The sequence below is a fragment of the Bordetella sputigena genome, assembly GCF_965137885.1.
In the GTDB taxonomy this organism is placed as follows: Bacteria; Pseudomonadota; Gammaproteobacteria; order Burkholderiales; family Burkholderiaceae_B; genus Bordetella_C; species Bordetella_C sputigena.
In genome coordinates, this window is the sequence record NZ_CBCSCA010000003.1 from 497,961 (window position 1) to 521,769 (window position 23,809).

The following is a 23,809-nucleotide window of genomic DNA, read 5'->3' on the forward strand; positions in this document are numbered from 1 at the left end:
GTGGCATTGCCGTTCGCCGCGTCCGACACATACGGAGGCCCTGGCATGAGTATCCGGCTGATCAAATACGCCGCCGCATCCGCCCTGGTGATGGCCGCGCTAGCGCTGCTCGCGCGGGCGATAGGCGCGGACGCCTTCCACCAGTACGGCGGCGATCTGCGCTACTACGCCGGGCGCCATCTGATCCTGGTGGGATACTCGATGGCCCTGGCGCTGGCGGTCGGGATTCCAGCCGGCGTGCTCCTCAGCCGCCGCTGCGCGGCGCGCTACGCCGAGCGCCTGATGCAGATTTTCAACGTCGGCAACACCATCCCTTCGCTGGCCGTACTGGCCATCGCGCTGGGCATCTTCGGCATCGGCGAACCGCCCGCGGTCACCGCGCTATTCCTGGCATCGCTGCTGCCCATCACCCGCAATACCTATGAAGGCGTCAGGCAGGTGCCGGCCGCCATGCTGGAGGCCGCGCGCGGCATCGGCATGACGCCCTGGCAGGCGCTGTGGCGGGTGGAGCTGCCGAACGCCCTGCCCATCATGGTGGGCGGCATACGCACGGCGCTGGCCATCAATGTCGGCACGGCGCCGCTGGCCTATCTGATCGGCGCGGACAGCCTGGGTACTTTGATCTTTCCCGGCATCTATCTGGACAACACGCCGCAGATGCTGATCGGCGCGGCGGCCACCACCGTGCTGGCCCTGGCCTTGGACGGCATCGTCGCCGGGGCCGGCCGATATGCCTTGTCCTGGCGCGGCCGGGCGGCGTGACGACGTGACGGCATGACGACATGGCGCGCGGCCCCCGCCGCGCCGTGCCCGGGCTCGATGCCGGACATGCGGTGGCCAGCACGCGATGCCCGGCACGGCTGCCCTGCCGCCAGACGACGCCATGCCTGACCGGCAATTTTTTGGAGAACCCCGAACGATGCAGCGATTCCTTCGCAGGCCATGCCGCCTGCCGCGCGCGCCGATATGCGCGCTGATCCTCTTGCTGGCGTGCCTCGCGCTGGCCCCAAGCCCCGCGAATGCCGCCAACGCCGCGAACGCCGCCACCACGCTGCGGGTGGGCGGAAAGAACTACACCGAACAATACCTGCTGGCGCAGATCACCGCCGACTATCTGCGCGCCCGGGGCTACGGCGTCGATACGCGCGCCGGCCTGGGCAGCACCCTGATGCGCACCGCCCAGGAAAACGGCCAGTTGGACATCGTGTGGGAATACACCGGCACCGCCGCGCTGGTCTACCTGAAGATTCCCGATGCCGTGAAGCTCGACGCCCATGCGCTCTACCAGCGCGTCCGCCAGGCCGATGCGCGGCGCGGCCTGGTATGGCTGGATGCCTCGCGGCTGAACAACACCTACGCGGTGGGCGTCCCGGAACAGCTTGCCCGCGCCTGGGGCATCAAAACCATATCGCAGTTGGTGGACCGGCTTCGCGCCGAGCCCGACCGGCGGCATATCTTCGCGATGGACGCGGAATTCGCCAACCGCCCCGACGGGCTGAGGCCGCTGATGGCAGCCTACGGTATTCGCTTCGATCGGAGCCAGATCAAGCAGATGGACCTGGGCCTGGTCTATACCGCGCTGCATAACGGCCAGGTCACGCTGGGCCTGATCTTCAGCACCGACGGCCGGGTGCGCGGCTTCGATATCGCCGCGCTGGAAGATGACCGCCACTACTTCCCCGCCTACAACGCCACGCCTGTCGTGCGCCGGTCCGTGCTGGACCGCAATCCGGCGCTGGCCGCGCAGCTGAACGCGCTGTCGGCGGCCCTGGACAACGACACCATGCAGGAGTTGAACAAACAGGTCGACATCGATGGACGATCCGTGCAGGACGTCGCCGCGGCTTTCCTGCGCACCCATGCACTGCCCCGAGGAGAAGCACCATGACGCTGTATGGCTATCTGTCGGCCAACTGGCCCGATCTGCTGGCGATGACGCTGCAGCACATCTACCTGGTGGGCTGCGCCGTCGGATGCGCCATCCTGGCCGGCGTACCCGCGGGTATCCTGATCAGCCGCCACGAGTGGCTGGCGCCGCCCCTGCTGGGCATCGCCACCGTCGTACTGACGCTGCCCTCCATCGCCCTGTTCGGGCTGATGATTCCGGTGCTGTCCCGCTTCGGCGCGGGCATCGGCGCCGTGCCCGCCGTCATCGCGGTATTCCTGTATTCGCTGCTGCCCATCATGCGCAACACCTACCTGGCGCTGCGTAACGTCAGTCCGGGCATCAAAGAGGCAGGCATCGGCATCGGCATGACCTTCTGGCAGCGGCTGCGCCTGGTGGACCTGCCGCTGGCGGTGCCGGTGATTCTGGGCGGCGTGCGCACCGCCGTCGTCATGAACATCGGCGTCATGACCATCGCCGCCGTCATCGGCGCCGGCGGCCTGGGCGAACTGATCCTGCGTGCCATCGGCCAAAGCAACATGATGAAGCTGCTGGTGGGCGCCGTGCTGGTCAGCGTGCTGGCCATCGCCTGCGACCTGGCGCTGCAAGCGCTGCAACGTTCGCTGACTTCCAAGGGAGTACAGAAGCCATGATAGAACTCGATAGCCTGACCAAGACCTTCGTCCAGAAGGACGGCAGAACGTTCAATGCGGTGGATGCGGTCAGCCTGGACGTGCAGGAAGGCGAGTTCTGCATATTCCTGGGCCCGTCCGGCTGCGGCAAGACGACGACGCTGAAGATGATCAATCGCCTGATCGCGCCGTCCTCGGGCCGGGTGCTGGTCAACGGCCAGGACACGATGGCCATGGACGAAGTGGAATTGCGCCGCCATATCGGCTACGTCATCCAGCAGATCGGCCTGTTTCCCAACATGACCATCGAGGAAAACATCACGGTGGTACCGCGCCTGCTGGGCTGGGACAAGAAGCGCTGCCGTGAGCGCGCGGCGGAGCTCATGGCCATGGTCGCGCTGGATCCGAAGATCTACATGAAACGCTACCCGCGCGAGTTGTCCGGCGGGCAACAGCAACGCGTGGGCGTGGTGCGCGCCCTGGCGGCGGATCCGCCGGTGCTGCTGATGGACGAGCCCTTCGGCGCCGTGGACCCGATCAACCGCGAATCCATCCAGAACGAGTTTTTCCAGATGCAGCGCGCGCTGAAGAAGACCGTCATCATGGTCAGCCACGACATCGACGAAGCCATCAAGCTGGGCGACAAGATCGCCGTGTTCCGTCGCGGCAAACTGGTGCAGTTCGATCATCCCGACACGCTGCTCGCCCATCCGCACGACGAGTTCGTCGGCGCCTTCGTCGGGCAGGACGCCACGCTGAAGCGCCTGTTGCTCGTCAAGGCGGGCGACGCCGCGACGCAGCCGGGCGTCGCGCATGCCGAGACACCGCTGGCGGACGCCTACCGCGAGATGGAAGAAAACGACAACGGGCATCTGACCATCGTGGGCGGCGACAATCGGGCGCTGGGCTTCGTGCAGCGGCGTGTCGCGCGCGGCGGCCAGGGTGCTTGCGGCGAACACCTGCGGCCATTCTCGGCGACGGTCGCGCCGGACGACAATCTGCGCGTGGTGCTGTCGCGCATGTACCAATACAACTCATCGTGGATGCCGGTGATCGATGCGGATCACGGCTATGTCGGCGAGGTGACCCAGGACTCGATCGCCAACTACCTGAGTTCGGGCCGGTCGCGGCATCGGACCGGACAGATCGCCGCGCCGTGGCATACGGCGGCGTAGGCTTGGCGACCGCGGCGGGCCATTGACGGCGGCCCGCAAGGCGCCCTCCCCGCGCCGCGCGGCCCTTGCCACGACCCTCGTCACGGCCGCCTCAATGCGCGCTGGCTCGCGCGTAGAAGCCCTGCCGTTCCAATAGCGCCTCATGCGTGCCGGCCTGCGCGAGCCGGCCATCCTGCAATACCAGGATCAGGTCGGCCTCGCGGATGGTGGACAGGCGGTGGGCGATCACCAGCGTCGTGCGATTTTGCATCAGGAGCTGGAGCGAGCGCCGGATGCGCAGCTCCGACAGCGTATCCAGATGCGATGTCGCCTCGTCCAGGATCAACACCGGCGCGTTCTTCAGGAAGGCGCGTGCGATCGATATACGCTGGCGCTGGCCGCCCGACAACTGCATGCCGCGTTCGCCCACCCGGGTCGCCAGGCCATCGGGCAAGGCGCGCACGAAATCCGTCAGCGCGGCCTGCTCGAGCGCCGTGCGCAGATCGGCATCGCTGGCATCCGGCCGTGCCAGCCGGATATTCGCTTCCAGCGTGTCGTTGAATAGATAGGTGTCCTGGGTCACCAGCGCCACGCATTCGCGCAAGCCGTCCAGTTCCAGTTCGCGCACGTCGACGCCGCCCACGCGTATGGCGCCCTGGGCGGGATCCCAGAAACGCAGCAGCAGGCTGGCGACGGTGCTCTTGCCGGCGCCGGATGGTCCGACAATGGCCGCCATGGCGCCGGCCGGCACGTTGAAGCTCAAGTCCTTCAAGGTGTACTCGCGCTGGCCGGGATAGGCGAAGCTGACGTGATCGAATTCCAGCGCCAGACCATCGGCGCCGCGTGGCGCGGGCAGTGGGCCGTCGCGCACCGGCTCGGGCTCATGATTGACGACATGCAGACGGCGGGAGGCCGCCACGGTATCGGCCAATTGCCGGCTGACCTGCGAGATTTCCGATACCGGCAGGAAGGTCGCCAGCGATATCAGGATGAGCAGGGGCAGCATGCCCGCGTCCAGCTGGCCGGCCGATACCTGCAGCGCGCCGACGACGGCGACGGCAAGGCCGCCCAGGCCCATCGCGACTTCGAAGCGGGCTGTCTGGCCCGATAGGTCGCGCAGAATATCCAGGCGGCGTTGGCCGTAGCGCCCGGCCAGCGACAGGAATTCCGTGCGCCGGCGGGCAGTCGCCTGGAAGGCCGTAAGTTCGCCCAGGCCCTGTATCGTGTCGGTGGCATGGGCGCTCATTTCGCCCAGCGCGGCGCGGGCCTTGTCGCCCAGCGCATCGATGTGGCGGCGGCCGCGCACCGGGGCGAACAGGGCATAGACCAGGAAAGGCAGCAGGGTTGCGGCGACCGGCCAGCTGAAGGCGAACAGGAAACCGAGCACGGTCAGCGGCACCAGCAGCGCGACGATGGCCGGGGCGATGGTATGCGCGTAGAAGTATTCGATCATCTCCACGTCCTGGGTGGCCAGCGCGACCAGGTCGCCGGAGCGGCGGCGCAGCAGATAGGCGGGAGCCAGCCGCTCCAGTTTGTCGTAGAGGTTCACGCGCATATCGCCCAGCAGGCGATAGGCCATGGCGTGGGCCAGCCAGGACTCCAGCCAGTGGAACAGCGCGGCCAGCGGCGCGGTCATGAGCAGCGCGATGATGAGGGCGCCTGCGTCCCGGCCGTCGCGCACGGCGGCTACCACCAGGGCGCTCAGTACGCCGACGCCGATGTAGGCGGCCACGCGGGCGATGCCGAGGACGATGGTGGTTATCAGCGTCCCGCGCCATGGGTGCACCACGGCCAGCAGGGTGGCCAGCGTGGCGCGCCAGCCGACGTGCCGGGCGTCTTCGTCGAGCGCGCGCGGTTCGGGACGTGATGGCGCGGCGCCTGCCTGCGCATGTGCATGTGCATGTGCATGTGCATCCGGATCGATGCCGCCGCCTGCGCCTGCGCCTGCGCCTGCGCCTGCGCNCGCGCCGGCAGCGTGGACGGACGGATCCTTCTGCCCGCGCGCCTCATCCTGTTCGTGCATCAGCTCGTAGTAGAGGCCGCCACGCGCCATCAGCTCGGCGTGCGTGCCCGCTTCCGCTACGTTGCCGCCATCAAGCACCAGGCAGCGGTCCGCCCCCAGCACGCTGGCCAGGCGATGTGCCAGGATCAGCGTCGTCCGACCCGCCATCAGGCGATCCAGCGCCTGCTGGATGATGGCTTCGTTCTCGGTATCCACCGACGATAGCGCCTCGTCGAGGATCAGGATGGGCGCATCGCGCAGCAGCGCGCGCGCTATCGCCAGGCGCTGGCGCTGGCCGCCCGACAGTTGCAGGCCGCGCTCGCCGATGCGCGTCGCGTAGCCGTCCGGCAGCGCCATGATGAAATCATCGATATTGGCGGCGCGCGCCGCGGCGCGAACCTGCTCGGCGCTCGCGTCGTATCTTCCCAGGCGCAGGTTCTCATCCAGGGTGCCATGGAATAGCGTGATGTCCTGGCTGACCACCGCAATGCGCGACAGCAGCGCATCCGCGTCCAGGTCTCTGATGTCGTAACCGCCGATACGCACGGCGCCCCGCTGCGCCACGCATTCGCGCAGCAGCAGCCGCACGATGGTCGACTTGCCGGCGCCGCTGGGCCCGACGATCCCTACCCGTTCGCCGGCGGCGATGCGAAAGCTCAGTCCGCGATGCGCCGTGCGTTGCGGCGTATACGCGAATGTCACGTCGTCGAACTCGATACTGGGACGGAAGTCCGCCGCGCGGATGTCCGTGGCCGTGTTCGACGCACCGACGCGCATGGCCCCGATGCCGGCCGCCTGGTCATCCGGCGCATCTGACCGTGCCGGCGCGCGCCCGCCGGTGGTGGCGTCCGCCGCGGTCGCGCCGGATTCCGCGTCCATCAAGGCGTGTATGCTGGCCGCCGCCGATTGACCCAGCATGCCCCGATGCAACACCGCGCGCAGCTCGCGCAGCGGGCGAAAGATCTCGGTACCGGCCATCAGCACGATCAAGAGCGCTTCCACGCTCATCTCGCCGTGGCCGACGCGCCAGGCGCCCAAGGTCAGCGCGAGCGCGGCGCCCAGCGCCACGCCCAGATCGCTGATGCCACGCGTCAGCAGGCTGACCGACAGCACCCACATCGTGCCGTCGGACAAGCGGCGCGCCCGCTCGGCCAGCCGGCGGCCCCAGGACTTGCCCTGGCCGAAGGACTTGAGGGTGGGCAGCCCCTGCACCGCGTCCAGGAAGTCCTCGCCGAAATCCTGCAGCGATTTCGCCCGGTTCAGGCTGGCGCGCCGGTCCAGCATGTGCACCGCCATGGGCCCCACCAGGGCGAATATCGCCGCCGCCAACAGCACCAGCGCGGTCGGCACGTCCCAGAAGGCGATGACCGCGAAAATCGCGAAAGGGGCCGCGGCCGCGATCGCCACCTGCGGCAGATACTGGCCGAAGAAAGTCTGCAACTGCTCGACGCCATCGACCACCGTCAACATCACGCCGCCCGTGCGCTGATTGGCGAACCAGGCCGGTCCCAGCGCGACGATGCGATCATATAGCCTGGCGCGCAGCACCTGCTGCACGGTGGCGGCGCAGCGGTTGGCCTGCACTGTGCGGCCATGGTCCAACGCGGCCCGCAACAGCACCATCGCCGCGGCGGCCGCGGCCGGCCAGATCCAGCTTTGCCAGGGATCGCCGCCGAACACGCGCGCCAGCATCTGGCCCAGGAATACATAGCGTCCTATGCCGGCCGCCAGCGCCAGCAACCCCAGCAGAATGCCGCCGGCCAGCTGGCCCCGCATGCCGCGGGTAAGCTGCCACAGCCGAAAGTCGAAATACATGGTGCCCGCCCCTTTCCCTTTCCGTGCATGTACCGCATTGTTGCCTTCCGCGCGGGTGTCGGAATAGTGATAGTTTTTCGATCGTGGGTAGAGTTTAATTACACCCATGCCGACCTTGCCTTTCCGTACCCCGCCCCTGGCCGCCCTGCGCGCGTTCGAAGCGGTCGCCCGCCTGGGCAGCCTGAGCCGGGCCGCGGCGGAATTGAACATCACCAAAAGCGCCGTCAGCCACCAGTTGCGGGCGCTGGAGTCCGAGCTTGGGGTGGTCCTGCTGCGGCGTGGCGGGACCACGCGCCGCGCCGAGCCCACGGAGGCCGGCGCCGACCTGCTGGCGTCAGTGCAACAGGCCTTGACCCTGCTGGCGACCGCCTGCCGCAACGTACGCGCCTCCGCGCGGGCGCGGCAGCCGCACCGCCTCAACATATCGTCCAACCCTTCCCTGGCCGCGCTGTGGCTGGCGCCGCGCATAGGCCGCTTCGTGCAGTCGCATCCGGACATCGACGTGCAGGTCTATCTGCACACGAATCAGGACCCGGCCTGGCAGGAGCAGGACATCGACCTGGCTTTCCTGCACATGCGCGACGAAGGTCCGCATCGGCCGGCGCCGGGAGATATCCGGCTCATGCAGGAGACGGTGATGCCGGTGTGCAGCCCCGCCCTGATCGACGCGGCGGAACGCGACGACCCGGCGGTATTCGCCCGCCACCGCTGGCTGGAGGAAAAGCACGTGGCCAGTCCGGAAACCAGCTGGCGGACCTGGCGCAAGCGCCTGCAACTGGACCACACGCAGTGGCAGGAACCGCTCGTCCTGAGCGGACTGAGCACGGTGGTCTCCGCCGCGGTGGCGGGCGCCGGCATCGCGCTGGGAAGATCGCCCCTGATCGATGAGGAAATCGCGCGCGGCGGGCTGGTGCCGCTGGTGCCCGCGCTGCGCATGGCGGGATCATGGGGCTATGTGATGCGCATGCGGCCCGACCGGCCCGACGATGCCGCGCTGCCGACGCTGGTGGACTTCCTGCTGGACGAAGCTCGCCAACCGACGGACTGAATCCTGCTTCATGCAAAGCGGCCCGATGCCCCCATGGGAATGACGGTTGCGGCCTGCCGGTCTCGCCACCGATATGGAGCATCATCATGACCGATAACCGTCCCATCGAAGATCCCACCCGCACCACGCCGCCCGAGCCCTCCACCAAAAGCCAGGTCGACATCGCCAACGATGTGCAGGACAAGCTGCACAAGGGCAAGGACGCGGATCAGCAACGCCAGACCACGGTCGGCCAAAAAGCGACGCAGTTCGACGGCAATCCCAATCCCGAAAGCGACGACGAAGGTGGCGTATTCAGCCCGCCCGACGATACGCCCGCCGTGCTGCCCAAGAAGGAAGGCGTTTGAGCGACGCCCGCGACGCGCCTGGCTTGCCGCGATGAAGCCGCATGCGGCGCCGCGACGCCAGCGGGCGGCGCGTACTCAGCAGGGGCATGACCCTTGCGCTCATGGCCCCGTCCATCTGGACAACGCTACGGGAGAACGCGATGAGAGCACTACGATGGCACGGCAAACACGATATCCGCTGCGATACCGTACCTGATCCACAGATCGAACATCCCCGCGACGCCATCGTCAAGGTGTCCTGCTGCGCGATTTGCGGTTCCGACCTGCATCTGTTCGACGGCTTCATGCCGGGCATGAAGCATGGCGACATCATGGGCCACGAATTCATGGGCGAGGTGATGGAGGTCGGCGCCGACAACAAGGCACTTAAACCGGGCGACCGTGTCGTCGTGCCCTTCACCATCATTTGCGGCGAATGCGACCAGTGCAAGCGCGGCAATTTCTCCGTCTGCGAACGCACCAACCGCAACAAGGACACGGCGGACAAGTTGTTCGGCCACACGACCGCGGGCTTGTTCGGCTATACCCATCTGACCGGCGGCTATCCCGGCGGCCAGGCCGAATTCGTGCGCGTGCCGTTCGCCGACAAGACGCATATCAAGATTCCCGATGGGCTGAGCGACGAGCAGGTACTCTTCCTGGGCGATATTTTCCCCACTGGTTGGCAGGCGGCGGCGCAGTGCGACATCGAGCCGACGGATACCGTTGCGATCTGGGGCGCCGGTCCGGTGGGGCAGATGGCGATCCGCAGCGCCGTGCTGCTGGGCGCCAAGCAGGTGATCGCCATCGATCGCGTGCCGGAGCGCCTGGATATGGCGCGCGCCGGCGGCGCCATCGCGATCAACTTCGACGAGGAAAGCGTGCTGGATCGCCTGGGCGAACTGACGCACGGGAAGGGGCCGGAGAAATGCATCGATGCCGTGGGCATGGAGTCGCACGCCACGCGCTCCATCGACTCGATGTACGACCGCGCCAAGCAGGCGGTGATGCTGGAAAGCGACCGGCCGCATGTGCTGCGGGAGATGATCTATGTCTGCCGTCCCGCCGGGGTGCTGTCCGTACCAGGCGTGTATGGTGGCCTGATCGACAAGATACCGTTCGGCGCATCGATGAACAAAGGCCTGACCTGGCGCATGGGGCAGACGCACGTCAATCGCTGGACCGATGATCTGCTCAAGCGCATCGCCGAAGGGCAGATCGATCCGTCGTTCGTGATCACGCATCGCGTGAGCCTGGAAGATGGTCCGGAGATGTACAAGACCTTCCGCGATAAGAAGGATGGCTGCGTGAAGGTGGTGTTGAGGCCGTGAGGTGGTCCACCCCCGCAGCGCTGCGCGCTTCCCCCTCTAGGGGGCGACGCGGGCGGACCGGCGGAGCCGGCTCCGTCGCGTCCCTGATCGGGCGGCATCTTGCTAATTCTGCGGCGTCGCTTCCCATCCCCCGCCTAGCGCCTTGTACAGGGCGACGAGGTCGGTGGTTACGCGCACGGTGGCATTGGCCAGCTCGTTGCGGCTGTTCGATAGTTGGCGTTCCGTGTCCAGCACTTCGATGAAGCTGTTGAGGCCGTTCACGTAGCCGTCGCGCGCGAGGTCGAAGGCCCGGCGATTGGCGTCCACGACCGTCGATATGGTGTCGCGCCGGGACTGGTCGGTACGGTAGCGGACCAGCGCGTTGTCCACGTCGTGCAACGCGGACAGCACCGTCTGCCTGTAGGCCAGCGCGGCCGCGGCCTGATCGGCGCGGGCCATGGCGATCTGCGCGCGCAGCGCGCCGCCCTGGAAGATCGGCAGGCTGATCTGCGGCCCAACGGAATAGAAGAGACTGGCCCAGCGCGTCAGATAGCTCGCCTCCGTGGCGCGCAATCCTATGTTGCCGGTCAAGGATAGATCGGGAAAAAGCTGGGCGATGGAAGCGCCGACCTGTGCCGTGGCGGCGTGCAAATCGGCTTCCGCCCGCCGTATGTCGGGACGGCGGCGCGCCAGCTCCGCGGGCAGGCCTATCGGCACGCTGGGTGGCACGGGCGGCACCGCGCCAGGCGTGGACAGCTCCGCATCCAGGGTCCCCGGCGGCGCGCCGATCAATAGCGCCAATCCGTTCAGCGCCGTGGTGGTCTGCTGTTCGTACAGCGGCAGTTGCGATTGCGACGCGCCCAGCTGCGCCTGCGCGCGCTCCACATCGGTCTGGCTGGCCAGCCCGGCCTGCTGGCGGCTGCGGGTCAGATCCAGCACCTGCTGGTCCTCCCGGATCTGCTCCGTTGCAATGCGGGTCATCAGTTGCGCCCCGCGCAACTGCGCATAAGTCTGGGCGACTTCCGCTTCCAGGGATACCAGGGCGTCGTTGCGGGCTTCGATCGCCGACTCCGTTTGGGCGTCGGCGGCTTCCACGGTGCGGCGAACACGGCCGAACAGATCCAGCTCCCAGCTGGCGTCGAAGCCCACCTGATAAAGGTTGACGGGGTCCTCGAGCTTGTCGATAAGCTGCCTGCCGGCGGCCTGCGCCGCCGCACCGGCGCCGGGCGATACGTTGTCCAGCGGCGAACCCGGTGCGCCCAGCCGATCTATCTTCTGCGGCACGCCGCGGGATTCCAGCACGCCACGCGCGCCCAGCTGCTGATAGGTATAGCTGCCGCTGGCGTTCAGTTGCGGCAAGGCGGCGGCACCGGCGGCCCGCGCCTGCGCGCGCGACGCCGCGATGCGCTGCACGGTCTGCTGCAAGGACAGGTTGCCGGCGATAGCCCGGTCGATCAGCGCATCGAGTTGCGGATCATTGAACCGCCGCCACCAGCGGGGATCTGGATCGGCCTGATCCGTCACGGTCGACTCGACCCGGCCCCCCTGCCGCAAGGATTGCGCACGCACACGGTCCGCGTAGGCGTCCGGCACGGCGGGATCGGGCTTATGGAAGTCCGGCCCCACGGTGCATGCGGAGCACAGCAAGGCGATTGACAGCGCCAGGGGGTGATAGGCATGACCGCGCCGCATCAGTGGCCTCCCGGTTTACCGGACGCACGGGTCGGCGAAAACAGAAAGGTGAGCGGAATAAAGCACCACGCGAATATGCCGCAGATGGCGAACACGTCGATGTAGGCCAATATCGTGGCCTGGGAGACGAACATCTGGTACATCTGGGCGGCCGCGGCCTGCGTCGCGTCTCCGGCGGCGCCGGCATAATCGTGCAAGGCCTGCGCCACGCGGTCCAGCGTGTCCTGATAAGGCTGATAAAGGGGCGTCATGTTGTGGGACAGGTGTGCCATGCGCACCTGCGTCCGCTCGCGTATGCCGGCTGTCGCCAGCGAAATCCCGATGGAGCCGGCGATGTTGCGGAACATCGTAAACAGTGCCGCCGCGTCGTCATTCATCTCCTGCGGCAGGCTGACGTAGGCCAGCGTGCTCGTCGGCACGAACAGAAAGGCCAGTGCGAAGGATTGCGCCATGCGCATGATCACCAGCGTGTTGAAATCGATATCCGGTACCAGATGGTGCGAATAGAACAGCGCCGCGCCCAGCAGCAGAAAGCCCACCGCGATCAAATGCCGCGTCTGCACCAGCGGCATGACCTTGCCCACGATGGGAATCATGAAGGTGATCAGCAAGGCGCCCGGCGACAGCAGCAGTCCCGCCAGCGTCGCCGTATAGCCCAGATGCTGCTGCGCCAATTGCGGCAGCAGCACAGAACTGCCGTACAGCACGCCGGCGAAGGCGGCGATGGTAATGCAGCCAAGGGTGAAGTTGCGGTCCTTCATCACCCGCAAGTCCACTACCGGCCGCCGCGCGGTCAGCAGCCATGCAATGGCGCCCGATATGCCCAGCGCCGCCAGCACGGCGAAGACACGGATGAAGTTGGACCCGAACCAGTCTTCGTCTTCGCCACGATCCAGCATGACCTGCAGGCATCCCAGCCCCAGCGCGATCAGCCCGATGCCGGGCAGGTCGATGTGCAGTTTGGACAGGGGCGTCGGCTTCTGCCATGGCGGGTCTTCGACGACCTGCATTACCGCAAGCGCGGTCAGTACGCCGACGGGCACGTTGATCAGGAATACCCAGCGCCAGGAAAAATTGTCGGTGATCCACCCTCCCAACGTCGGCCCCAGCACCGGCGCCACGACGATGGCCACGGCCGACACGGAAAACGCCCGGCTGCGTTGCGAAGGCTCGAAGGTATCCAGGATGATGGACTGCTGGCTGGGCTGCAGGCCGCCGCCGAAAAAACCCTGCAGCATGCGGAACACGATCAGCTCGCCCAGGTTGGTGGCGATCCCGCACAGAAAGGAGCAGCAGGTGAACGCAATAATGCAGATCAGGAAGTAGCGCTTGCGTCCCAAGGTGCGCGACAGGAAGCCGGAGATCGGCAGCACCACGCCGTTGGCCACCAGATACGAGGTCAAGGTCCAGGTCGCTTCGTCGTAGCTGGCGGACATCGTACCGGCGATGTGGGGCAGCGACACGTTGACGATGGTGGTGTCCAACACTTCCATGAAGGCCGCCAGCGTCACGGACACGGCGATCAGCCACGGGTTGGCACTGGGGCGCCATTGCTGCGCCGTCGTGGCGGAGGCGCTCATTTCACGTGCACCGTGGGTGTAACCGACAGCCCCAGCGGCAGGGGCAGCGACGGATCCAGTCCGTCGTCGATGACGATCTTGACCGGGACGCGCTGGACGATTTTGACGAAGTTGCCCGTCGCGTTTTCGGCGGGGAAGGCGGAGAAGCGCGAGCCCGATCCCAGCTGCACGCTATCGACGTGGCCGTGCAGCTTCAGTTGCGGATAGGCATCCACCTCGATGTCGACCGGATCGCCGGGGCGCATACGGTCCAGTTGGGTTTCCTTGTAATTGGCCGCCACCCACACGGCCTGGGGCACCAGCGAGAACAGCGACATACCCGCCTGCACCAGCTTGCCGGGCTGCACATTGCGCCGCGTGACCCAGCCGTCGACCGGCGCGCGAATTTCGGTATACGACAGGTTCAGCGCGGCCTGCTCCAGTTGCGCCTGCGCCGCGCGCAATTGCGCCTGGCGCGACTCGACCAGCGCGCGGGCTTGCGCGATCTGCTGCTGCACCACGTTGGCGGCCTTGACCTCGGCCTGCGCGCGCGCCACGGCCGCCGTTGCGCTGCGCATCTGCGCGGTGGCGGTATCGACGTTCTGCTGGCTGGTGGCGCGTGGGTCCACCTTGCGCTGCCTTTGATAATTGGCCCGTGCGTTCGCCAGGTCCGCCTGGGCAGCCTGCTCCTGCGCCTGGGCCTGGGTCAGCTGGGCGGGATACTGCACTTCGGCCAGCGCGAGCTGGGTCCGCGCCTGATGCAACTGCGCATCCGCCAATTGAACCTGGGCTTGCGCCTGGTCGCGGGCCGCGATGTAGTCGCGGGGGTCGATGCGCAGAAGCACGTCGCCCTCGCGGACACGCGTGTTGTCGCCGATCCGAAGGTCGACGACGTAGCCGGCGACTTTCGGCGCGATCGTAACGGCGTCGCCCTCGGTGTAAGCGTCGTCGGTCGAAACATCGTTGCGGGTCAGGAACCACCAGATGGCGGCGACCACGGCCAGAACGATGACGACGATGATCAGGATGATCAGCGGCTTTTTGCTGCGACGGCGGGGTTCCTTGCCACCCTCGGTTTTGTCGCCGGCATCCCTGTCGCTGCCCTTGCCGTTGCCATTGTCTTGGGCGCCGCCGTTGTCCTTGCCGTTGTCCTTGCCGTTGTCCTTGCCGTTGTCCTTGCCGTTGCCATTGCCGGCGCCGTGCGGGCCACCGGCTGGCGTGCCGCCTTCGCGAGCTTGCTGGGATGGATCTTCCATAAGAGGATGTGGTCAAAGTTGAGCACGCCGCCACAGCAAGGACCATGCCTTGACGGCGCGATAAACTTCGCCCTCGGACTTCAGCTTCTTTTAAGCAGACGCACCGTCATAAGTGCACGGCTTACACGTTTGCATTCGAACCCGCGATGATCGATCCCACCGGCCTGTTCAACCGCCACCGTCCGCGCTTGCACGCGATCGCCTACCGCATGCTCGGCGTCATCGCCGACGCCGAGGACATCGTGCAGGACGCCTGGCTGCGCTGGAACGAAGCCGATCATTCGACGCTGGAGAGCCCCGAAGCGTGGCTCGTCACGGTCACCACGCGGCTGTCCATCGACCGGCTGCGTGCCCTGAAGGCGCAGCGCGAAGCCTATGCGGGTGTCTGGCTGCCCGAGCCCCTGCTGCAGGATTCGCCGCCCACGCCGGCGGAGATCCATGAAGCGGCCGACGACTTTTCGGTAGCCTTTCTGTTCATGCTGGAGCGTCTGAGCCCGGAAGCGCGCGCCGCTTTCCTGATGCGCGAGGTATTCGACGCCGATTACGGCGACGTTGCCCGCGCGCTGGGCAAAACCGAAGCGTCCTGCCGCCAGCTGGTCCGGCGAGCCAAACAACAATTGCAGGACGATGCACCACGCCGCGCGGTTTCGCGCGACGCCCATCACCGCCTGATGCAAGGCTTTGCGCAGGCCATGCGCGCGGGCGACTTCCATGGCCTGCATGCCATGCTGGCGGAGGACGCCGAACTGATAAGCGACGGCGGCGGCAAGGTGCCCAGCTTCTCCAGCCTGGTGGGCGGCAAGCGGCTGGCACAGCTTTTCTACGCCGGCAAACGCCGGCACGGTGACGGGCTGCGCGTCGAAGTGGCATTGGTCAATGGCCAATGGGCCCTGCTGCGCTTCATCGGCGGCGTCCTGGAATCCGTGCAGTCGTACGAGACGGACGGCGAGCGCATCGTGCGCGTGCTGGTACAGCGCAATCCCGACAAACTGGCGTCCATGGCGGCCGACGTCACAAAACGGGCGCCTGCTTCGTCTTAGGGGCATGGACAAGCAAATTCTTACCGGTGCGGGCCCGGATCTGCTCGCCTCCAGCTTCGCGACCAGCTATGCGGGCGTCGTGGCTTTCATCGCGGTCGCCGCGGAAGGCAGCTTCGCCAAGGCGGGCGACCGCCTGGGCATCGGCCGGTCCGCCGTCAGCCGCAGCGTACAGAAGCTGGAAGACCAGCTGGGCGTCCGGCTGTTCGTCCGCACCACTCGCAGCACCTCGCTGACACGCGAAGGCGAGCGCTTCTACCAGAATTGCCACGAGGGCGTCCGGCGCGTCGTACAGGCGCTGGACGACATGCGCGAACTACGCGAAGGTCCGCCGTCCGGTCACCTGCGGGTGTGCTCGACGGTCGGGTTCGGCCGCAAGGTTGTCGCGCCGCTGCTTTCCGGCTTTCGCGCGGCGTATCCGGATATCTCCATCGACCTGCTGCTGGATGACGGGGCCACCGACTTCACCCGCGACCGGGTGGACGTGTCCTTTCGCAATGGCCGCATGGAGGACAGCCAGGTCATCGCCAGGCAGCTGATTCCGATGCGAATGGTGTTGTGCGCGTCGCCGGCCTATGCCCGGTCGCATGGATTGCCGGCGACCATGGAAGCGCTGGGCGACCACCGCTGCGTGAACTTCCGCCTGGCGTCGGGACGCGTGTACGAATGGGAATTCCTGGTGGATGGACAACTGCGCAAATTCCTGCCGCGGCCACCGGGGGCGATGATGGCTTTCGACGATGCCGACCTGGTGCTGCACGCGGTGCTGGACGGCCATGGCCTGGCGCAAATGGCCGCGTACCAGGCGGACGACCATCTGCGCGCCGGACGCCTGCTGTCCTGCCTGCCGCAGCACGCGCCGCGCGATCGCGGCCACTATATCTGCTACCTGAGCCGCCAGCATCTGCCATCCCGGATCAGGGTGTTCGTGGATTACATGACGGCGCATATCCGGGCCTTGGAATCGCACGACATTCCGGCGCCCGCCGGAATGCCGGCCGTCCTGGCTGCTTAATCCAGCCCGGCCTTGTCCAGCCCATACGCCTTGTCCAGCAGGCCGGGCGTGGTCCGGAAGCCCACGTTCAGGCGGTTCCAGCCATTGATCATCATGACCGCGAAGCTGAGCTCGGTGATTTCCTTCTCCGAAAACTGCTCGCGGACGTGCTCGTAGAGATGATCGGGCACGCCATCCTCGGGCAGGCGGGTCAGGACTTCGGTCCATGCCAGCGCCGCCCGCTCGCGCGGCGAAAACAGCGTCGACTCGCGCCAGATGGCGACGTGGTGCAGGCGAAGCTCGCGTTCGCCCTGGATCTTCGCCTGTTTGACGTGCATGTCCAGGCAGAAACCGCAGCCGTTCATCTGGGAGGCGCGGATTTCGATCAGGTTGATGATCGATCGTTCCATGCCGCCGGATTTCAGCAGCATGCCGACTTCGGCGAATTTCTTGAACAATTGAGGGCATTGTTCGGCGGCGTTAAGGCGTTGCGTCATGGTGATCCCGTCGGTGGATTTGGCCGGACCGTGCCTGGCGCCACGGTCACGCGTTGCCCGCGATGCGGCAACGAAGCTATCGTAGGCGCGGCGTCATGCCGCCGCTAGGCCTATGCCGTGAATCATGGCGTTGCCGGACGCGCAACAATGCCGTTGCGACGCGCTCCGGACGTACCGTGGCGCCGACGCGACGCCATGCCATCGGACACTGAGATCTACGCCATATCCGCGCCGCGATCCGCGTGGCATGATAGGCGCCTTCTCCGCGAGTCCCGCATATTCACCACCGACATGTCGAACCTGATCGTAAACGGCGGCCTGCCCCTGCGCGGCAAGATCGTGCCTTCCGCCAACAAGAACGCCGTCCTGCCCATCCTCTGCGCCACCCTGCTTACCGACCAGCCGCTGCGGCTGATCGGCGTGCCCGAGATCACCGACGTCAAGCGGATTCTGGATATCTTCCGCACGCTGGGCAGCGACGTTTCCATGGACTTCGCCACCGGCATCCTGGACTTGCACCACCGCGCGACGGCCTTCGACCCGGCGGTGCATCGCCTGCCGGAAGAAATGCGTTCGTCCATCATGCTGGTGCCGCCGCTGCTGGCTCGCTTCGGCGTCGCGCGCCTGGAAAACGACGTCAAGGGCTGCACCCTGGGCGTGCGCGAAATCGATCCGCACGTGGAAGTCCTGGAACGCTTCGGCGCCAGCGTATCCCGTACCGCCGACTCGCTGATCGTCAGGACGGACCGCCCGGGCGGCGGCATGACGGCCAACCATCATTGGCTGGACTATGCCTCGGTGACCACCACGGAAAACTTCGTGCTGTGCGCGGTATCCGCCGCCGGCACGTCGACGCTGGTGAATGCCGCGTCCGAACCGCACGTGCAGGAGTTCTGCCGCTTCCTGGCGATGCTGGGCGCCACCATCCAGGGCATCGGCACGTCGCGGCTGAGCGTCGAAGGGGGACGGAAACTGGCCGGCGGCGAATTCCGCTTCAGCGAGGATTTCCACGAGATCGCCACCTTCCTGGCCCTCGGCGCCATCACCGGCGGCGACATCGCCGTGCGCAACACCGCGCCCGAACAGTTTCCGCTGATCGATCGCACTTTCGCCAAATTCGGGATCGAGGTCGTGCATCGCGATGGCTGGTCGCATGCGCTGCGCGACGGCCCCTTGCGCGTGCGCAAGCCTTTCACACAGAACATCCTGACCAAGGTGGAGGCCGCTCCCTGGCCTTACCTGCCCGTCGATCTGCTGCCGATATTCATTGCCCTGGGCGTCAAGGCCGAGGGCAGCGCCATGTTCTGGAACAAGGTCTACGACGGCGCCATGGGATGGTCCGTCGAGCTATCGAAGTTCGGCGCGCATGTTTTTCTTTCGGACCCGCATCGCCTGATCACCTTCGGCGGCCTGCCGCTCAGTCCCGCCAAGGTGGAAAGCCCCTACATCATCCGCGTCGCCATCGCGCTGCTGATGGTGGCCGCCAGCATCGAGGGCCGGTCGGAGATCACCAACGCCTTGCCGATCCGCCGCGCCCATCCCAATTTCGTCGAGAACCTGCGGTCGGTCGGCGCCAACGTCGAATGGACCAGCGGCGAGTAGCCCGGCCGGGAAACAGCCGCCCCTGAAAGCGAAAGCGCCGGACCGCGGCCCACCGATATGGTGGAGCCGCGGTCCGGCGCTTGACGGCTATCGCGCGCGGCGTATCAGCCCTGGAACGGCACGTTGTCGGTGTCGCCGAACTTCACATGGCCCAGGCCGCTGGGGTCGCGGTCGCCCTGGGTGGCGACGCTGATATGCGAAGCACTGCTGGCGGGCTGGGCCTTGAACGGCTGGTTGTCCATGTCTTCGTTGCTCATCTGTCCGGCGGCACGGGCCGCTTGCAGTTCCTGCATGACCTGGTCGCGCGTCACATTGCTGTATTGCTTGCCGTAAACGCCCTGGAACGGCGTCGTCTGCGCCTGGGCCGCGCCCACGGCGGCGGCCGACAGAATCAAAGCGGAAACAATAGTCCTGGTCTTCATGGCTGTACTCCTCGTCTGTTCATTTCGGGGGCGGGGACATCGCGATCGGTCCGGGTGTCCGCTGGTGCCCTTCCGTATGGCCAGGATTCTGCTCGCCCGGACGCCGTGGATAAATCGTCGTAGCGAGAATCAATTTCTCAGAATCGAGGGTAATCCCTAGGGCCGGCGCGGTGCGGCGGCCGCGTCGGGCACGCCCACCGAGACGCTGCGCCGCCTACGTTGTCAAAACATCACATCAATGTATCTGACTAGTGTCAAACCGGCGAGGCTGGGGTAATTTTCCACGGACCCGGCGTGCCGATAAGCGCGGACCGCCTCAGACGCCCTGAAGGGCCGCGATGACGCTGCCGTTTTCGACCAGCCTGGCCTTGCGCCAGCTACGCCACAACGACCCAGGATTGATCGCGACGTTCGCGGGCGTCTGCGTGGTGGTGGTGCTGGTGTTCATTCAACTGGGGTTCAAGAATGCGGTCACGGACAGCGTACTGAACTTCGCGCGTGCGCTGGACGCCGATATCGTCATGAGCGGACCGTCGTTCGAAACCGTCGCCGATACGCCGCCGTCATTCGCGCGCGCCCTGGTGTACCAGGCACGCGACGTGGCCGGGGTAAGCAGCGCGATGCCTGTCTATGTGCGCATGTCACAGTCGAGCATGACGGAAGGCGGCAGTCCCCTCGCCGTCCGCATCATCGGCTTCAGTGCGACGGACGGCGTACTCAAGGTGCCCGGGCTGCAACGCCAGCTGGCGCGGCTGCGCCCGCTCTACACCGCGCTGCTCGACGCGCGCTCGCGCGGCCGGTTCGCCGATCGCGTTCAAGAGATACACCAGGGCGAGATTCCGCGGATCTATCTGCGGAACGCGATACGCCCGGATGGCATGTTCGAACTCAAGCGGGACGCCCAAGCGGGTGCCGATGATGGCGCCGCCGACGCCATAGCCTCGCATGTCGACATGATCGGGACCTTCCGGCTGGGACCGGATTTCACCTTTCCGGGCAACCTGATCGTCAGCGACCTGACATTCTTCAGACTGTTCGAGCAATCCGCGGACCGTGTCTCGTTGGGACTGGTCAAGATAGTGCCGGGCGCCAATGCCGGCCGCGTGCGCGACGAGCTGGCGCGCCGCATGCGCGGCAGCGCGCAGGTGTGGCTGAAGGACGATTTTGTCGAGGCCGAACGCGGCTACTTCGCTCACCGCACGCCGGTGGGCATCGTTACGACCTTCGGCATTCTGGTCGGCATCCTGATCGGCGTGGTCTTCGTGCTGGAAGTGCTGCGCGGGATTACCGAAAGCAATCTTGCCCTATACGCCGCCCTGCGCGCCGCGGGGTACGGCACCGGCTTTTTCCTGGCCCTGATGATGCAGCTCGCCCTGTTCGTCGCCGTCGCCGCGTTCGCCACTTCGCTGGCCATCACGATAGTGCTGTATGAGATGCTGGAGCGCATCACCCAGCTCACCTTCTCCATGACCGCCAGCACGGCCGCGTCGGTATTGCTCGCAACCTTGGCGATGAGCATCCTGGCCGCCGCGCTCGCGGCGCGCAGGCTGCCGCAAGGCGATCCCATCGATTTGTTCGCTTAGCGGCGAGGCAAGCGCATAGGCGCGCGCCGCTCTTGCTCTGCTGTTCCAGACGGCGGGGCCCGCCCGCGGGCTGCGTATAATACTGGATATAAACACAGTATTCCCCGATCATGGAATTGCTCACCAAGCTGGAAATCCTCGCGGACGCGGCCAAGTACGACGCTTCTTGCGCGAGCAGCGGCGCGCCGAAAAGGGATTCCCGCGGCCGCGACGGCCTGGGGGCGAGCACCGGCGCCGGCATCTGCCACAGCTTTACGCCCGACGGGCGCTGCGTGTCGCTGCTGAAGATCCTGCTGACCAATTTCTGCCAATACGACTGCCAGTATTGCGTCAACCGCCGATCCAGCAACGTACCGCGCGCGCGTTTCGCGCCGCGCGAGGTCGTCGACCTGACGCTGGATTTCTACCGCCGCAACTACATCGACGGGCTCTTCCTCAGCTCGGGCATCATACGCAGCGCGGACTACACCATGGAGCAGCTGGTCCACGTGGCGCGCTCGCTGCGCGAGGATCATCAGTTCCGCGGCTATATCCACCTGAAGACGATTCCGGATGCCGACGCGCGGCTTATTTCGCAGGCCGGACAATATGCGGACCGGCTCAGCGTCAATATCGAGCTGCCTACCGACGGCGGCCTGCAACGGCTGGCCCCGGAAAAAAGCGCCCATACCATCAAGCGCGCCATGGGGTCGATCCGGCTGGACCAGGAAACCGCGCAGGAAGAGGCCAGGGACACCAAAGGCACCAAGGGCAGCAGAAGGCCGCCGCGCCACGCGCCCGCCGGCCAGAGCACCCAGATGATCGTCGGTGCCGACGATGCCGACGACCGCACCATCCTGCAGACGGCGCAGACACTGTACGGGTCGTACAAGCTCAAGCGCGTGTATTACTCGGCGTTCAGCCCGATACCGGACAGCCCATCGTCCCTGCCGGCGCAAGCGCCGCCCTTGCTGCGCGAACATCGTCTCTACCAGGCCGACTTCCTGTTGCGCGGCTATGGCTTCCGGGCGGAAGAACTGCTGCCCGGCGCGGGCGACCTGCCGCTGGACATCGACCCCAAGCTGGCCTGGGCCTTGGCCCATCGCGAATCTTTTCCGGTGGACATCAATCGCGCCCCGCCGCAGTTGATCGCGCGCGTACCCGGCATAGGCATGCGCAACGCCAGGCGCTTGACCGATTTGCGGCGCCTGCGGGCCGTGCGTTATCAGGATCTGGTGCGCCTGCGCTGCGCGATGGACAAGGTCAAGCCCTTCATCGTGGTGCAGGATTATCGGCCGGGCCTTGCGGACCCGCCATCCGAACAGTTGCGGCGTTCGCTGTCGCAGGCGCCCCGGCAACTATCGTTGCTATGAAGGCCGCGCCTCCGCCCACCTTGGTGGTGCAGAACGGCTACGCGGGCTGGCGCGAGCAGGCGCTACGCGCGCTGGCCCTGGGCTGGCCGCCGGAAGCCGTGACCTGGATCGAACAGCTGCCGCTGCCCGGCGGTGGTGGCGCCGAGCAGATGTCGCTGGACTACGCGGCCGTGGACATCGCGCCCGGCGGAGCTGTCCCTTCGGCGCCGGACGGCATGGCGGCGGCGGATGAGAATGACGTCTGCGAAGGTGCCTCCGGCGACACCCCTGATCCGCCATCGCGGCCACCCTCGGCCGCCGCGCCGTCCGCGGTGCGCGTTTCGAGGACGCTGGCCGCGCTGCTGCAGGATGCCGCGCTTTATCGTTCACCACGGCGCTGGGCCTTCCTCTACCGCGTGCTGTGGCGCTGGCAACAAGGCGACCGGGCGGTGGAGTCGGCCGCCGATGAAGACGGGCAGCGCCTGCACGCCATGGTCAAATCCGTGCGGCGCGCCAAGCACGACATGATCGCCTATGTCCGCTTCCATCAAGCCGACGCGGGCTCGACACCGGAATATCTGGCGTGGTACGAGCCCGACCACGACGTCCTGGCCTACGCGGCCGATCACTTCGCGCGGCGCATGGGCAGGTCGTCCTGGCTGATCGGCACGCCGCAGGGGGCGGCGCTATGGGACGGCCAGGCCTTGCGCCTGACGAATGCGCCGCCCGACGCGGACGCCATACGCGCCCACGCGGCGCGGGACCGGGCCGAACCGCTCTGGCTGGCCTACTACAGGAACATCTTCAATCCCGCCCGCCTGAACGAAAACGCCCTGCACCGGCAGATGCCGGTGCGCTTCTGGAAGGGCCTGCCGGAAGGCCCCCTGATTCCCGGCATGATCGCCGAGGCACGCAACGGCGCGCGCCGGGTGGCGCAGGCCAACACGGTGGGCGCCATGGGCGGCAAGCAGGTCGCCGTCGACGCGCGGCGCGCGCAACCCGCGCGTCCGGCCCCCACCACGCTGGACGCATGCCGCCGCTGCGAGTTGTGGCGCCATGCCACGCAGGCCGTCGCCGGCGAGGGCCCGGCGGCCGCGCGCATCATGCTGGTGGGAGAGCAGCCCGGCGACCAGGAAGACCTGGCCGGCCGCACCTTCGTCGGGCCGGCCGGACAAGTACTGAACGAGGCCCTGCAACGCGCCGGCATGCCGCGCCAGGACCTGTTCCTGACCAACGCCGTCAAGCACTTCAAGTGGATCCCGCGTGGCAAGCGGCGCATGCACAAGACGCCCGCCCAGCAGGAGGTCGATGCCTGCGCGCACTGGCTGGAAGAGGAGCTGGCGCGCGTGCGACCCGCCGTTATCGTAACGTTGGGCGCCACGGCGCTCGGCGCGATCCTGCGGCGCAAGGTCAGCATGCGGGACTATTTGGATGCCCCGGTGCGGCTGGGCGATGCCTGGCTGGTCGCCACCTGGCATCCCTCCTATGCGCTGCGGGTCGACGACCCGGCGGCGCGCGAAGAAATCGTTACCGGCATCGCGCGCGCCGTCTCACGCGCTCGTGACCTGTCCGCGGGCGCCGGCCCCTAAGCGCTGCCCGCGCCCGCGGCACGCCGGCACGCCCGTTGCGGCACTTGCCAACCATTCCAGTCCAGGGACGGCGAG

General features: G+C 66.8%; 19 protein-coding genes and 1 pseudogene. 13 read left to right on the top strand and 7 right to left on the bottom strand.

The window, feature by feature from the left end:
* The first annotated feature begins 45 nt into the window (after window positions 1–45).
* The 4 genes from ACNA0R_RS08245 to ACNA0R_RS08260 all read left to right on the top strand — a co-directional run bounded on the left by ACNA0R_RS08245 (window position 46) and on the right by ACNA0R_RS08260 (window position 3,692).
* On the top strand, window positions 46–762 hold the full coding sequence (locus tag ACNA0R_RS08245) for an ABC transporter permease (RefSeq protein ID WP_415825465.1): 717 nt from the start codon (window positions 46–48) through the stop codon (window positions 760–762).
* A 157-nt stretch (window positions 763–919) separates the two neighbouring features.
* Window positions 920–1,888, top strand: a complete 969-nt coding sequence (locus ACNA0R_RS08250) for a glycine betaine ABC transporter substrate-binding protein (protein WP_415825466.1) — start codon at window positions 920–922, stop codon at window positions 1,886–1,888.
* Window positions 1,885–2,538, top strand: coding sequence for an ABC transporter permease (locus ACNA0R_RS08255; protein ID WP_415825467.1), 654 nt, complete (start codon window positions 1,885–1,887; stop codon window positions 2,536–2,538). Before ACNA0R_RS08250 ends, ACNA0R_RS08255 begins: the two co-directional genes overlap by 4 nt.
* Window positions 2,535–3,692 carry an osmoprotectant ABC transporter ATP-binding protein OsmV gene (locus ACNA0R_RS08260; protein WP_415825468.1) on the top strand — a complete coding sequence of 386 codons (1,158 nt, stop codon included), beginning with the start codon at window positions 2,535–2,537 and terminating at the stop codon, window positions 3,690–3,692. Before ACNA0R_RS08255 ends, ACNA0R_RS08260 begins: the two co-directional genes overlap by 4 nt.
* Before the next feature lie 91 nt (window positions 3,693–3,783).
* Here the strand turns inward: ACNA0R_RS08260 and cydC are convergent.
* Window positions 3,784–5,633, bottom strand: a 1,850-nt coding sequence (gene cydC, locus ACNA0R_RS08265) for a thiol reductant ABC exporter subunit CydC (RefSeq protein WP_415825470.1), incomplete at its 5' end; no start/stop codon positions are given.
* 1 nt (window position 5,634) lies between these two features.
* Window positions 5,635–7,488: pseudogene (locus ACNA0R_RS08270) on the bottom strand (ABC transporter ATP-binding protein/permease); the annotation flags it as partial.
* 106 nt (window positions 7,489–7,594) lie between these two features.
* Between ACNA0R_RS08270 and ACNA0R_RS08275 the strand changes: the two are divergent.
* The 3 genes from ACNA0R_RS08275 (at window position 7,595) to ACNA0R_RS08285 (ending at window position 10,193) form a co-directional block, all read left to right on the top strand.
* The gene (locus tag ACNA0R_RS08275; protein WP_415825471.1) at window positions 7,595–8,536 is read left to right on the top strand and encodes a LysR substrate-binding domain-containing protein; all 942 of its coding nucleotides are present in this window, start codon (window positions 7,595–7,597) and stop codon (window positions 8,534–8,536) included.
* 86 nt (window positions 8,537–8,622) lie between these two features.
* On the top strand, window positions 8,623–8,883 hold the full coding sequence (locus ACNA0R_RS08280; protein ID WP_415825472.1) for a hypothetical protein: 261 nt from the start codon (window positions 8,623–8,625) through the stop codon (window positions 8,881–8,883).
* Window positions 8,884–9,023: 140 nt separating this feature from the next.
* The gene (locus ACNA0R_RS08285) at window positions 9,024–10,193 is read left to right on the top strand and encodes a zinc-dependent alcohol dehydrogenase (protein WP_415825473.1); all 1,170 of its coding nucleotides are present in this window, start codon (window positions 9,024–9,026) and stop codon (window positions 10,191–10,193) included.
* A gap of 102 nt (window positions 10,194–10,295) precedes the next feature.
* On the opposite strand, the gene ACNA0R_RS08290 is transcribed toward ACNA0R_RS08285, so the two are convergent.
* Genes ACNA0R_RS08290 through ACNA0R_RS08300 form a run of 3 tightly spaced genes read right to left on the bottom strand, consistent with a single transcriptional unit; the run spans window position 10,296 to window position 14,679 of the window.
* On the bottom strand, window positions 10,296–11,864 hold the full coding sequence (locus tag ACNA0R_RS08290) for an efflux transporter outer membrane subunit (RefSeq protein WP_415825474.1): 1,569 nt from the start codon (window positions 11,862–11,864) through the stop codon (window positions 10,296–10,298).
* On the bottom strand, window positions 11,864–13,444 hold the full coding sequence (locus ACNA0R_RS08295; protein WP_415825475.1) for a DHA2 family efflux MFS transporter permease subunit: 1,581 nt from the start codon (window positions 13,442–13,444) through the stop codon (window positions 11,864–11,866). Before ACNA0R_RS08295 ends, ACNA0R_RS08290 begins: the two co-directional genes overlap by 1 nt.
* A complete protein-coding gene (locus ACNA0R_RS08300; RefSeq protein WP_415825476.1) occupies window positions 13,441–14,679 on the bottom strand; it encodes an HlyD family secretion protein in 1,239 nt (412 codons plus the stop codon). The genes ACNA0R_RS08295 and ACNA0R_RS08300 overlap by 4 nt, the downstream gene beginning before the upstream one ends.
* Before the next feature lie 146 nt (window positions 14,680–14,825).
* Between ACNA0R_RS08300 and ACNA0R_RS08305 the strand changes: the two genes are divergently transcribed.
* Both ACNA0R_RS08305 and ACNA0R_RS08310 read left to right on the top strand, forming a co-directional pair.
* A complete protein-coding gene (locus tag ACNA0R_RS08305) occupies window positions 14,826–15,719 on the top strand; it encodes an RNA polymerase sigma-70 factor (RefSeq protein WP_415825477.1) in 894 nt (297 codons plus the stop codon).
* Between the two features lie 4 nt (window positions 15,720–15,723).
* A complete protein-coding gene (locus tag ACNA0R_RS08310; RefSeq protein WP_415825478.1) occupies window positions 15,724–16,731 on the top strand; it encodes a LysR family transcriptional regulator in 1,008 nt (335 codons plus the stop codon).
* On the opposite strand, the gene ACNA0R_RS08315 is transcribed toward ACNA0R_RS08310, so the two are convergent.
* A complete protein-coding gene (locus ACNA0R_RS08315; RefSeq protein WP_415825479.1) occupies window positions 16,728–17,207 on the bottom strand; it encodes a carboxymuconolactone decarboxylase family protein in 480 nt (159 codons plus the stop codon). The genes ACNA0R_RS08310 and ACNA0R_RS08315 overlap by 4 nt on opposite strands.
* A gap of 291 nt (window positions 17,208–17,498) precedes the next feature.
* Between ACNA0R_RS08315 and ACNA0R_RS08320 the strand changes: the two genes are divergently transcribed.
* Window positions 17,499–18,809, top strand: a complete 1,311-nt coding sequence (locus tag ACNA0R_RS08320) for a UDP-N-acetylglucosamine 1-carboxyvinyltransferase (RefSeq protein WP_415825480.1) — start codon at window positions 17,499–17,501, stop codon at window positions 18,807–18,809.
* 104 nt (window positions 18,810–18,913) lie between these two features.
* On the opposite strand, the gene ACNA0R_RS08325 is transcribed toward ACNA0R_RS08320, so the two are convergent.
* A complete protein-coding gene (locus ACNA0R_RS08325) occupies window positions 18,914–19,231 on the bottom strand; it encodes a DUF4148 domain-containing protein (RefSeq protein ID WP_415825481.1) in 318 nt (105 codons plus the stop codon).
* A gap of 338 nt (window positions 19,232–19,569) precedes the next feature.
* On the opposite strand from ACNA0R_RS08325, the gene ACNA0R_RS08330 reads away from it, so the two are divergent.
* The 3 genes from ACNA0R_RS08330 to ACNA0R_RS08340 all read left to right on the top strand — a co-directional run bounded on the left by ACNA0R_RS08330 (window position 19,570) and on the right by ACNA0R_RS08340 (window position 23,734).
* A complete protein-coding gene (locus tag ACNA0R_RS08330; protein WP_415825482.1) occupies window positions 19,570–20,814 on the top strand; it encodes a hypothetical protein in 1,245 nt (414 codons plus the stop codon).
* 110 nt (window positions 20,815–20,924) lie between these two features.
* Window positions 20,925–22,166 carry a putative DNA modification/repair radical SAM protein gene (locus tag ACNA0R_RS08335; RefSeq protein WP_415825483.1) on the top strand — a complete coding sequence of 414 codons (1,242 nt, stop codon included), beginning with the start codon at window positions 20,925–20,927 and terminating at the stop codon, window positions 22,164–22,166.
* Entirely contained in the window at window positions 22,163–23,734 is a 1,572-nt protein-coding gene (locus ACNA0R_RS08340; protein WP_415825484.1) for a UdgX family uracil-DNA binding protein, read from the top strand. Before ACNA0R_RS08335 ends, ACNA0R_RS08340 begins: the two co-directional genes overlap by 4 nt.
* The last annotated feature ends 75 nt before the right edge of the window (window positions 23,735–23,809 follow it).

Excerpts from the sequence above, each read along its gene's own strand:
- ACNA0R_RS08245 (WP_415825465.1), top strand. The coding sequence starts at position 46 with ATGAGTATCCGGCTGATCAAATACGCCGCCGCATCCGCCCTGGTGATG.
- ACNA0R_RS08250 (WP_415825466.1), top strand. The coding sequence starts at position 920 with ATGCAGCGATTCCTTCGCAGGCCATGCCGCCTGCCGCGCGCGCCGATA.
- ACNA0R_RS08255 (WP_415825467.1), top strand. The coding sequence starts at position 1,885 with ATGACGCTGTATGGCTATCTGTCGGCCAACTGGCCCGATCTGCTGGCG.
- ACNA0R_RS08260 (WP_415825468.1), top strand. The coding sequence starts at position 2,535 with ATGATAGAACTCGATAGCCTGACCAAGACCTTCGTCCAGAAGGACGGC.
- ACNA0R_RS08275 (WP_415825471.1), top strand. The coding sequence starts at position 7,595 with ATGCCGACCTTGCCTTTCCGTACCCCGCCCCTGGCCGCCCTGCGCGCG.
- ACNA0R_RS08280 (WP_415825472.1), top strand. The coding sequence starts at position 8,623 with ATGACCGATAACCGTCCCATCGAAGATCCCACCCGCACCACGCCGCCC.
- ACNA0R_RS08285 (WP_415825473.1), top strand. The coding sequence starts at position 9,024 with ATGAGAGCACTACGATGGCACGGCAAACACGATATCCGCTGCGATACC.
- ACNA0R_RS08290 (WP_415825474.1), bottom strand. The coding sequence starts at position 11,864 with ATGCGGCGCGGTCATGCCTATCACCCCCTGGCGCTGTCAATCGCCTTG.
- ACNA0R_RS08295 (WP_415825475.1), bottom strand. The coding sequence starts at position 13,444 with ATGAGCGCCTCCGCCACGACGGCGCAGCAATGGCGCCCCAGTGCCAAC.
- ACNA0R_RS08300 (WP_415825476.1), bottom strand. The coding sequence starts at position 14,679 with ATGGAAGATCCATCCCAGCAAGCTCGCGAAGGCGGCACGCCAGCCGGT.
- ACNA0R_RS08305 (WP_415825477.1), top strand. The coding sequence starts at position 14,826 with ATGATCGATCCCACCGGCCTGTTCAACCGCCACCGTCCGCGCTTGCAC.
- ACNA0R_RS08310 (WP_415825478.1), top strand. The coding sequence starts at position 15,724 with ATGGACAAGCAAATTCTTACCGGTGCGGGCCCGGATCTGCTCGCCTCC.
- ACNA0R_RS08315 (WP_415825479.1), bottom strand. The coding sequence starts at position 17,207 with ATGACGCAACGCCTTAACGCCGCCGAACAATGCCCTCAATTGTTCAAG.
- ACNA0R_RS08320 (WP_415825480.1), top strand. The coding sequence starts at position 17,499 with ATGTCGAACCTGATCGTAAACGGCGGCCTGCCCCTGCGCGGCAAGATC.
- ACNA0R_RS08325 (WP_415825481.1), bottom strand. The coding sequence starts at position 19,231 with ATGAAGACCAGGACTATTGTTTCCGCTTTGATTCTGTCGGCCGCCGCC.
- ACNA0R_RS08330 (WP_415825482.1), top strand. The coding sequence starts at position 19,570 with ATGACGCTGCCGTTTTCGACCAGCCTGGCCTTGCGCCAGCTACGCCAC.
- ACNA0R_RS08335 (WP_415825483.1), top strand. The coding sequence starts at position 20,925 with ATGGAATTGCTCACCAAGCTGGAAATCCTCGCGGACGCGGCCAAGTAC.
- ACNA0R_RS08340 (WP_415825484.1), top strand. The coding sequence starts at position 22,163 with ATGAAGGCCGCGCCTCCGCCCACCTTGGTGGTGCAGAACGGCTACGCG.